This is a genomic window from Jatrophihabitans sp., assembly GCF_046262535.1.
In the GTDB taxonomy this organism is placed as follows: Bacteria; Actinomycetota; Actinomycetes; order Mycobacteriales; family Jatrophihabitantaceae; genus Jatrophihabitans.
This window is the reverse complement of record NZ_JBHEMO010000018.1, coordinates 69,676-78,461: the sequence shown is the minus strand read 5'-3', so window position 1 is coordinate 78,461 and position 8,786 is coordinate 69,676. Positions and strand designations below refer to the sequence as shown.

Annotated in this window: 10 protein-coding genes; 4 read left to right on the top strand and 6 right to left on the bottom strand. The window is 70.3% G+C overall.

Annotated elements, in window-relative coordinates:
- A partial coding sequence (locus tag ABR571_RS02310) for a helix-turn-helix transcriptional regulator (protein WP_409451566.1) occupies positions 1 to 359 on the top strand: 359 nt, incomplete at its 5' end.
- On the opposite strand, the gene ABR571_RS02305 is transcribed toward ABR571_RS02310, so the two are convergent.
- Positions 344 to 997: a PH domain-containing protein gene (locus ABR571_RS02305; RefSeq protein WP_409451565.1), complete on the bottom strand. Its 654-nt coding sequence runs from the start codon at positions 995 to 997 to the stop codon at positions 344 to 346. The genes ABR571_RS02310 and ABR571_RS02305 overlap by 16 nt on opposite strands.
- A gap of 64 nt (positions 998 to 1,061) precedes the next feature.
- Complete coding sequence (locus ABR571_RS02300; protein WP_409451564.1) at positions 1,062 to 1,844, bottom strand: biotin--[acetyl-CoA-carboxylase] ligase; 783 nt, start codon at positions 1,842 to 1,844, stop codon at positions 1,062 to 1,064.
- Positions 1,845 to 1,888: 44 nt separating this feature from the next.
- On the opposite strand from ABR571_RS02300, the gene ABR571_RS02295 reads away from it, so the two are divergent.
- Both ABR571_RS02295 and ABR571_RS02290 read left to right on the top strand, forming a co-directional pair.
- Positions 1,889 to 3,481 (top strand): acyl-CoA carboxylase subunit beta, encoded by a 1,593-nt coding sequence (locus ABR571_RS02295; RefSeq protein ID WP_409451563.1) that lies wholly within the window; start codon positions 1,889 to 1,891, stop codon positions 3,479 to 3,481.
- Positions 3,478 to 3,744 carry an acyl-CoA carboxylase subunit epsilon gene (locus tag ABR571_RS02290; RefSeq protein ID WP_409451562.1) on the top strand — a complete coding sequence of 89 codons (267 nt, stop codon included), beginning with the start codon at positions 3,478 to 3,480 and terminating at the stop codon, positions 3,742 to 3,744. Before ABR571_RS02295 ends, ABR571_RS02290 begins: the two co-directional genes overlap by 4 nt.
- A gap of 4 nt (positions 3,745 to 3,748) precedes the next feature.
- On the opposite strand, the gene ABR571_RS02285 is transcribed toward ABR571_RS02290, so the two are convergent.
- Together ABR571_RS02285 and ABR571_RS02280 are read right to left on the bottom strand one after the other, a co-directional pair.
- Entirely contained in the window at positions 3,749 to 4,435 is a 687-nt protein-coding gene (locus ABR571_RS02285; RefSeq protein WP_409451561.1) for a hypothetical protein, read from the bottom strand.
- 160 nt (positions 4,436 to 4,595) lie between these two features.
- Positions 4,596 to 6,170, bottom strand: coding sequence for an MFS transporter (locus ABR571_RS02280; protein WP_409451560.1), 1,575 nt, complete (start codon positions 6,168 to 6,170; stop codon positions 4,596 to 4,598).
- 85 nt (positions 6,171 to 6,255) lie between these two features.
- Between ABR571_RS02280 and ABR571_RS02275 the strand changes: the two genes are divergently transcribed.
- Positions 6,256 to 6,690, top strand: coding sequence for a MarR family winged helix-turn-helix transcriptional regulator (locus ABR571_RS02275; protein ID WP_409451559.1), 435 nt, complete (start codon positions 6,256 to 6,258; stop codon positions 6,688 to 6,690).
- On the opposite strand, the gene ABR571_RS02270 is transcribed toward ABR571_RS02275, so the two are convergent.
- Together ABR571_RS02270 and ABR571_RS02265 are read right to left on the bottom strand one after the other, a co-directional pair.
- A complete protein-coding gene (locus ABR571_RS02270) occupies positions 6,691 to 7,467 on the bottom strand; it encodes an enoyl-CoA hydratase/isomerase family protein (RefSeq protein WP_409451558.1) in 777 nt (258 codons plus the stop codon).
- Positions 7,401 to 8,747, bottom strand: a complete 1,347-nt coding sequence (locus ABR571_RS02265; protein WP_409451557.1) for a glycosyltransferase 87 family protein — start codon at positions 8,745 to 8,747, stop codon at positions 7,401 to 7,403. The genes ABR571_RS02270 and ABR571_RS02265 overlap by 67 nt, the downstream gene beginning before the upstream one ends.
- Positions 8,748 to 8,786 lie beyond the last annotated feature (39 nt).

Here is an 8,786-nt window from a genome sequence, read left to right as displayed (position 1 = left end):
CGGCCCTCGACGAGACGTTCGGACGCGATAAGTCGTTCGAGCTGGGCGACTTCTGGCGCGCTCAGCTGGCCGACTTCGACGAACGCCGGTTCGTCACTGAGGCGACCGTCCGGCTCTCACCAGCGCTCCGTGCCCGGCTGGACGATCTCGGGGACCGGGCGCTGTCCCAGGCCGCGGCGGCCGGCACCCCGGATGCCGACGGATGGACCGTCGGGCAGCTGCCAATCGAGTCGCCGGGCAACGCCGCCGCCTACCTCATCCGGTACGGCGCCGACGTCGAGGTGCTCGCCCCGGCCGAGCTGCGAGCCGAGTTGGTCGCGCTGGCCCAGGCCGTGGTGCAGCGCTACTGCGGCGGGTAGTTCTGGGTCGGCGGGTAGGGCGGCTGCTGCGGGTACTGCCCGGACGGCTGCTGCTGGGGGTAGCCCTGCTGGGGCGGGAGCCCGCCTTGCTGGGGGTAGCCCTGCGGTGCCTGCCCGTAGGCCGGCCGGGTGCGCCGATCGCCGTCCTCTTCGATCAGCCGGTTCAGCCGCTGCTGCATCTGGTCGGAGTTCGGCACGTTCGTGAGTTGTTCCTGGCCCTGCTCGCCGGCCGACTCGATGGTCAGCGTCCCGGCGCCGACCAGCCGGTCCCACAGCGACTGGCTGAAGCCGACGTCGTTGATCCGCTGCAACGCGATGTCGCGGCCGGTGCGGGTGAACACGCCACGGCGGATGAGGACGCGGTGCGAGGTGAAGACGTAGTGCGTGGTGCGCCAGCGGATCCACGGCGCGAAGGTCAGCCAGCACAGCAGCAGGACCCCGACGACCACGATGATGCCCACCACGATGTCGCGGCCCGTCCCGCTGTCCATGTTGTTGTAGACCTCGGCCAGCCCGAACCCGCCGGCCGCACACAGCACGATGAACCACAGCGTCGCCGGGACGAGCGTGATCCAGTGCGGATGCAGGTGCTCGACGACCTTCTCGTCATTGGCGAGGATCTTCTCGGGATAAGCCACGACAGCCTCCTGGGTCAGTGTCGGCAGGCTATCGGTTGTAGGGCCTCTCGTCAGGCAGTTGGCCTCACGCGGATCGGACGTGTTCGACGTCCCCGGCGCTCACCGCGCGCTCCCCGGCGGGCGTCCGCACGACCAACCGGCCGAGATCGTCGACGTCGGTCGCTTGGCCGATCAGGACGGTGTCGTCACTGAGGGTGACGCGGACCGCGCGGCCGAGCGTGGCGCAGACCACGCGGTAGGCCTCCGGCAGCCCGGCGGCCGCAGCGTCGCCGCCGCAGTCGCCCCACTGCGCGTAGCGGGCGTCAAGGCGGTTGAGGATCGCGATCAGCAGTGCGGTGCGGTCCACGTCGGCCGCGCCGGCGAGCAGCACCGAGGTCGCGGTGTCGACCGGCAGCTCGTCCTCGGCCGTGTCCACGTTCAGGCCGATGCCGATCACCACTGCCGTGCCGGCAGTCTGGGCCAGGATCCCGGCCAGCTTGCGCCCGTCGCCGGCCAACAGGTCGTTGGGCCACTTGAGCGCGGTGTCGATGCCCGTCACGGAATCGACGGCCTCGCGCATCGCGACGCCGGCGAGCAGCGGCAGCCAGCCCCACGACGGCACCGGCACCGGCGGACGCAGGAGGACAGAGAAGGTCAGGCCGGCTCGCGGCGGCGACGTCCACGAGCGATCGAACCGGCCGCGGCCGGCGACCTGGTCCTCGGCGACCAGCACGCTGCGGTCCGGGGCGGTGGAATCGGCGAGCAGCTCGGCGTTGGTGGACGCCGTGCTGTCCACGACCTCGATGCGCGACCACCGGGCGTCGAGCCGCTCCTGCAGCCGGGTTGAGTCCAGGGGCACACGAGCCACGCCCCTCACCGTAGGGCCCGCGGCCGCCGGATTACCCTCCGAACATGGTTGCTGACCCATCCGGCCCCGATCTCGACCCGCACACGACGGCCGGCAAGCTGGCTGATCTCGAGCGGCGCTACGACGAGGCCGTGCACGCCGGTTCGGCCCGCGCGGTCGAGAAGCAGCACGCCAAGGGCAAGATGACCGCCCGCGAGCGGATCGCGGCGCTGCTCGACGACGGCTCGTTCGTCGAGTTCGACGAGTTCGCCCGGCACCGCTCGAGCACCTTCGGCATGGAGAAGAACCGGCCCTTCGGCGATGGCGTCGTCACCGGCGCCGGGACCGTGGACGGCCGGCCGGTCTGCGTCTTCAGCCAGGACGTCACCGTGTTCGGCGGCGCCCTCGGCGAGGTGTACGGCGAGAAGATCGTCAAGGTGCTGGACTTCGCCATGAAGACCGGCTGCCCGGTCGTCGGCATCAACGAAGGCGGCGGCGCGCGGATCCAGGAGGGCGTCGTCTCGCTGGGCCTCTACGGCGAGATCTTCCACCGGACGGTCCGCGCATCCGGCGTCATCCCGCAGATCTCGCTGATCATGGGTGCGGCCGCGGGTGGCCACGTCTACTCCCCCGCCCTGACCGACTTCATCGTGATGGTCGACAAGACCTCGCAGATGTTCATCACCGGCCCGGACGTCGTGAAGACGGTGACGGGCGAAGAAGTGACGCTCGAGGAGCTCGGCGGGGCCCGGACGCACAACACCACCAGCGGCAACGCTCACTACCTCGGGTCCGACGAGGGCGACGCGATCAACTACGTCAAAGCGCTGCTGTCCTACCTGCCATCCAACAACCTCGACCCCGTGCCGGTCTACGACACCGAGGTCAGCGACGTCGCCGACGAGACCGACACGTTCCTCGACAGCTTCATTCCCGATTCGGCCAACACGCCGTACGACATGCACGAGGTCATCGCGCACCTGATCGACGACGGCGACTTCCTCGAGGTGCATGAGCTCTTCGCACAGAACATCATCGTCGGCTTCGGCCGGATCGAGGGTCATCCGGTCGGCGTCGTGGCCAACCAGCCGACCCACTTCGCCGGCTGCCTCGACATCGACGCGTCGGAGAAGGCGGCGCGCTTCGTCCGCACCTGTGACGCCTTCAACGTCCCGGTGCTGACCCTCGTCGACGTGCCCGGCTTCCTGCCCGGCGTCGGCCAGGAGCACGCCGGCATCATCCGCCGGGGCGCCAAGCTGATCTACGCCTATTGCGAGGCGACCGTCCCCAAGGTCACCGTGATCACGCGCAAGGCGTTCGGCGGCGCCTACGACGTGATGGGGTCCAAGCACCTCGGGGCCGACATCAACGTCGCCTGGCCGACGGCGCAGATCGCCGTCATGGGCGCCCAGGGTGCGGCCAACATCCTGCACCGCAAGGCGCTGGCGAAGTCGGACAAGCCGGAGGAGCTGCGGGCCCGGCTCGTCCAGGAGTACGAGGACACGCTGGTCAATCCGTACATCGCGGCCGAGCGGGGCTACATCGACTCGGTGATCCCGCCGTCGGAGACGCGTGCGTACGTCATCAAGGCCCTGCGAATGCTGCGCAACAAGCGCGAGTCGCTGCCGCCCAAGAAGCACGGAAACATTCCGCTGTGAGCAGCGACGCGCCAAGTGGATCTTGTGCAGACACGCCGGAAACGGACGGCGAGTCTGCACAAGATCGGCCGACGCTGCGCATCGTCAGCGGCACGCCGACGCCTGAGGAACTCGCCGCTGTCGCCGCTGTCATCGCGGCGGCGTCGGCCGGGGAACCCGCGCCGGTCGAGCGCGGCCGTCGCGGTGGGTGGAGCGATCCGGCGACTCGGCGCCGGGCGCCGCTGATCCCCGGCCCGAACGCGTGGCGCGCCTCGGCCTGGTGAGCCCTCAGACTCGCGAGGTGCCGAGCGAGCGGGCTGTGCTCCAGACCAGGCCGGTCGTGGCGCTGGTCAGCCGGTAGGTGCCGGAGCCGGCGCGAAAAACGACCCGTCCCTGACCGGATGTCTCGGCGCGGGCCACCGTCTGCCAGGTTCCGCCGGTGCGGCGCTGCAGCGCGACGGCAACATTGCCGTGCGAGCGCCACTCGTACCTGTCGTGGAACTGCAGCGTCGCCGCGATCGTGAGCGACGTGCGCGTGACGCCGGCGAACCGACCGGCGTACTTCACCGTGGTGGACGTGGCCCGCCACTGGTTGGGGATGTGGAAATAGCGCTCGTCGTAGGTCTTCAGGTCGGCACCACGGATCGTGTACGTCCCGGGCACGGTGAACGAGGCGTACATCGTTGCGCTGTCGGTGTCACCCAGGTGGGTCCAGAGCATCGGGTAGTCCGATGTCGACGGCCCCGGGCCGTTCAGCAGCGCGTGAGCGCCGGCATCGGCGGTGACGCCGGTGCAGGCCGGCGTCCCCTGCAGGGTCGACCGCACTTCGACCGCGTGCCCGCTGAGCGCGACGCGTGCGGGCAGGCTGGCCCAGGCCACGCACGAGTCGGACGCCCCGGCGCCACCTCCGGGGATCGTGAGTAGCGCGGCTCCGGCGAGCAGCGTGGTGGACAGGGCAACGGCGAAGCGGGACAAGACAAGACCTTTCAAGATGTATGTGAACGCGAGTACCTCTTACTTTAATCGCGGTACACCGTGTCTGGCCTAAAACGTCATGCCGGTCACTGCGACGTGGGTCACCGGCCGAACGCCGACGCGCCGCCCCATCCGACGGGATGAGCGGCGCGGAGCGGTCCTACGGGCAGCAGGTCGCGCAGAGTTCGGTCTCGTCGGTCGCCTCGACGCTTACGAGCGCGGCCACCGGCAGGTCGACGGCCGGGAAAGCGACCGCGCCGGCCACGTCGGCCCGGGCTCGCCGCCGGTTGCTCAGCAGCACGCCAGCGGTCAACAGCAGCCCGGCCACGGACACCCCGACGGACACGGCGATCGTGCTCGTCATCCCGGGCAGAAGCTGGCCCTTCACCGGCGTTCCGCTGTTGCCGAGGATCGCCGTGACCACGGCGAGCACCACCGCGCCGCCGATCTGCAGGCTCGTGTTGACCAGCCCCGAGGCCAGGCCCTGCTCGTGCTCGGCCACGCCCGCGGTCGCTTGCGCGTTGATGGACGGAAACGCGAGCGCGAACCCGGCCCCGAGCAGCAGCATGGTCGGCAGCAGGAAGTTCGCGTAGCTCATCGACGGCGAGACCCGCAGGAAGAGCAGGTAGCCGAGGACGAAGGCGGACAACCCCGCGAAGATCAGCTTCGGCGTGTCGACCCGGGCCAGGACGCCGCCCATGCGAGGAGCGCTGGCGACCACGAGTGCGCCGGCCGGCAGGAAGCCGAGCGCCATCGACAACGGCGACCAGCCGAGCGAGTTCTGCAAATACAGCGTCACCACGAACTGGAAGGACACGTAACCGCCGAACATGACGGCCGCCGAGATGTTGGCGTGGACGAGAGCACCGGAGCGCAGGATGCCGAGCCGCACGAGCGGGCGCGGGTGGCGCCGCTCGATGAGGACGAACGAGGTCATCAGGGCGACGCTTGCGGCCAGCAGGCCGATCGTGCTGGCGCTGCCCCAGCCGTGCGTGGGCGCCTCGACGACGGCGTAGACCAGGACGAGCAGTGAGGCCGTGCTGGTGAAGGCGCCGGCGAGGTCGAGGTGACCGATGGACAACCGCTCGCGCGCCACGCGCGGCAGCAGCCGGTAGCCGATGACGACCAGCGCGATGGCGACCGGAGCCGGGGCGAACAGGGTGGCCCGCCAGCCGATCTCGGTGAGCACGCCGCCGAACACCAGGCCGAGGGAGAAGCCGCTGGCGCCGCACACGGTGTAGATGCTGAGCGCCCGGTTGCGGGCCGGTCCTTCGGCGAACGTCGTCGTGATGATGGAGAGGCCGGCTGGAACGGTGAAGGCGGCCGACGCGCCCTTGATCAGCCGCAAAGCGATGAGCGCGGTGTCGTTGCTCATGAAACCGCTGACCAGCGAGGCCAGTCCGAACACCGCGACGGCGGCCAGGAAAACCGGGCGGCGACCGATGAGGTCTGCGGCGCGGCCCCCGAGCAGGAGCAGGCCGCCGTAGCCGAGCACATAGGCACTGACGATCCATTGCAGCGAGCTGGCCGACATGTGCAGGTCGGAGCCGATCGACGGGAGCGCGACACCGATCATCGAGATGTCGAGCCCGTCCAGGAACAGCGCGCCGCAGAGGACGACCAGCAGGGCCCAGGTGGCGCGCGACCACTGCGAGCCGGTCACCAGACCGGAGTTGAGAGGGACGGTGGGGACGGAGGTGGCACCGCGGTTCGGTGCCGTGTCCAGAGAGGTCATGAAAAGCAATCTATGCGCTTGCATCTAATGCGGCAACATTATTTTCGTAGACATTAGATGACAGTGCATGTGGTATGCTCGCGACGTGTCCAAGCGCACCGATGACGAGCTCGCCCGGGCCTGGCATGAGCTGATGAGCCGCTACCACCGCGTGTCCTGCGTCCTCGACCGCGCACTGCAGAGCGGGCATGGCATCACCGGAAGCGAGTTCGCCATCCTCGAGCAGCTCGCCGAGGCCGGCCCCGACCACAGCATGCGCATGCACCAGCTCGGCGAGCACGCCCACGTGACCCAGAGCGCGCTGTCCCGCCTCGTCGCCCGGCTCGAGGCCGACGGCCTCGTCACGCGCGGCATGTGCCAGGACGACCGCCGCTCGGTCTTCACCTGCCTGACCGCAAACGGCCTCGAGCTCTACCGAGCCGCCCGTCCGACGCAACGTCAGGTCCTGCGCACCGAGGGTGGCGACTGTCTGGCCGCCGTGGGCAGCGCGTTCAGCGCCACAGGCGCGCTACCAGGCTGATCACCGGCCGGTGTAGCTCGCCTTCCCGGGCCCGTCCCGCAGGAACGACGCCACCGCGTTCTGCAGATCCTCGGTGCCGAACAGCGCGCCGCTGATCACCGGCGTCACCTCGTCCGCCGCCCGCGTCCCGCCGTCCAGCTGGGCCCGCACGATCGCCTTGGTCGCCGCGTGCGCCTGGGTCGGGCCGTCGGCCAATCGACGGGCGAATGCGCGGGCCGCGCCGGCGAAGCCGTCATCGGGCAGCACCCGGTTCACCACGTTCCACCGCTCGAGGGTCGCAGCGTCGTAGAGCTCTCCGGTGTAGATCAGCTCGCGGGCGCGCGCCGGTCCGGCCCGCTCGGCCAGCCGTTGCGGGCCGCCCATCGACGGCGTCAGCCCCACGACGATCTCGACCAGCCCGAACCGAGCCGACTCCGCGGCAAGCAACAGGTCGCAGGCCAGCGACACCTCGAATGCGGCGGTGAGGCACAGCGCGTGCGCGGCGAAGACGGTCGGTAACGGCAGCGACTCGAGCTGATGGATCATCGCGAACCAGTCGCGCCACAGGGCCGCGCCGCTCACCGGATCGAGCGGCGCGAACAGGTTGACGTCGACGCCGGCCGACACGGCTCGGCCGGTGGCCTGGATCAACAGCCCGCGCGCCTGCGGCGCCTGTGCAACCGAGGCGATCGCCACGCGCAGCGCGGCCACCAGCTCCGCGTCGAACAGGTTCAGGGGCGGGGCAGCAAGGGTGACGACCGCGAGCGGGCCGTCGAAATCGACATCGACCGGAGCCATGACCGCAGGCTATCGACGTGCCGCCCGGCCGCTATCAGGGCGGTGAGCAGGGCGGCGAAGGCGTAGATCATCAGGTCCCGATCGCTGTGGTCGACGTAGGCGTAGGTCGGCGCCAGGACGACCGGCAGCCATTCGACCGCGCCGCTGAGTGCCACCAGGGCCAGCAGCACGCCGGCGTACCACCCGTAACGAGGTGTGAAGACGAGGAACGCGACGCCCACGACCACGACGGCCGCCTGCGCGGGCGCATCGATGGACCCCCTTCGCCAGGCCCACAGACCGACCGCGCCCAGCACCACTGCCCCGACCACGGTGTCGGCGGGATGCGGGAACAGGGCGCCCAGCAGCACCAACCGGTTGCCGCTGTCGTACTGCTCCTCGCGCAGATAGCCGGGCAGGTAGCCGATCACCGTGCCGCCGGCCGCGATCACATGCGGGACGTAGACGAGGACGACGAAGGCCAACGCGGTCGTGGCCACGACCCACGAGCGGCGCATCAAGGCCGGCAGCGCGAGAGCGGGATAGACCTTCACCGCGATCGCCGCGCCGAGCAGCACGCCGGCCGCGCGGATGCCACGCGCCGACACCGCGAGCACGACGAGCAGCGCCGCCAGCCAGTCGATGTGCGCGTTGTTGGCGTACTCGACGACGACGACCGGGCACCACGCCCACACCGCGGCCAACCAGGGACGGGTACGGCGCAGTAGCAGCCACCCGATCGCCAGGCAACCGAGCAAGGCCGCGAGCTGCAGCGGCAGAGCACCGCCGCGGCCGCCGAACGACGCGATACGGATCCCGGCGAAGGCGGCCTCGGCCACGGGCGGATAGATCGTGCGCACCGTCGGGCGGTTGATCGACGTGCAGCCGCCGGGGAAGGCGTGCCCGCAGTGATCGGGAGCACCGAAGAGCGAACCGTCGCGCAGGTGCGCCAGCTGTGGGGCCGACGGTGGATACCGATACGGGTCGACGCCGGACAGCTGCACCTTGGCGTCCCAGATGTAGCGATTGTCGTCGTCCGAGCTGGACGGCCTCGCCGTCACTGCCACGAGTTGCAACAACGCGCTGACGCCCAGCACGAGCACCGCGGCGCGGCGCGGCGCCAGCTCCAGCCGCGCGAACAGCAGGACCGCGCACAGCCACACCGGGAGCGCCGTGACGGCCAGCAGTTGAGCGTGGCCGAAGGTCGTCAGGTCGGTGTAGCGCAGGAGCACCGCGAACAGCGCCGCCTCGGTCGCCAGCGCGACTGCGAGCGCGGTCGCTGTGCTGCGAGGGCGGGCCATCGTCCGAGCGTGTCAAGCAAACGGAACCGAAGCGAGCCC

Coding starts and splice junctions, on each gene's coding strand:
- ABR571_RS02295 (WP_409451563.1), top strand. CDS start 1,889: ATGGTTGCTGACCCATCCGGCCCCGATCTCGACCCGCACACGACGGCC.
- ABR571_RS02265 (WP_409451557.1), bottom strand. CDS start 8,747: ATGGCCCGCCCTCGCAGCACAGCGACCGCGCTCGCAGTCGCGCTGGCG.
- ABR571_RS02280 (WP_409451560.1), bottom strand. CDS start 6,170: ATGACCTCTCTGGACACGGCACCGAACCGCGGTGCCACCTCCGTCCCC.
- ABR571_RS02270 (WP_409451558.1), bottom strand. CDS start 7,467: ATGGCTCCGGTCGATGTCGATTTCGACGGCCCGCTCGCGGTCGTCACC.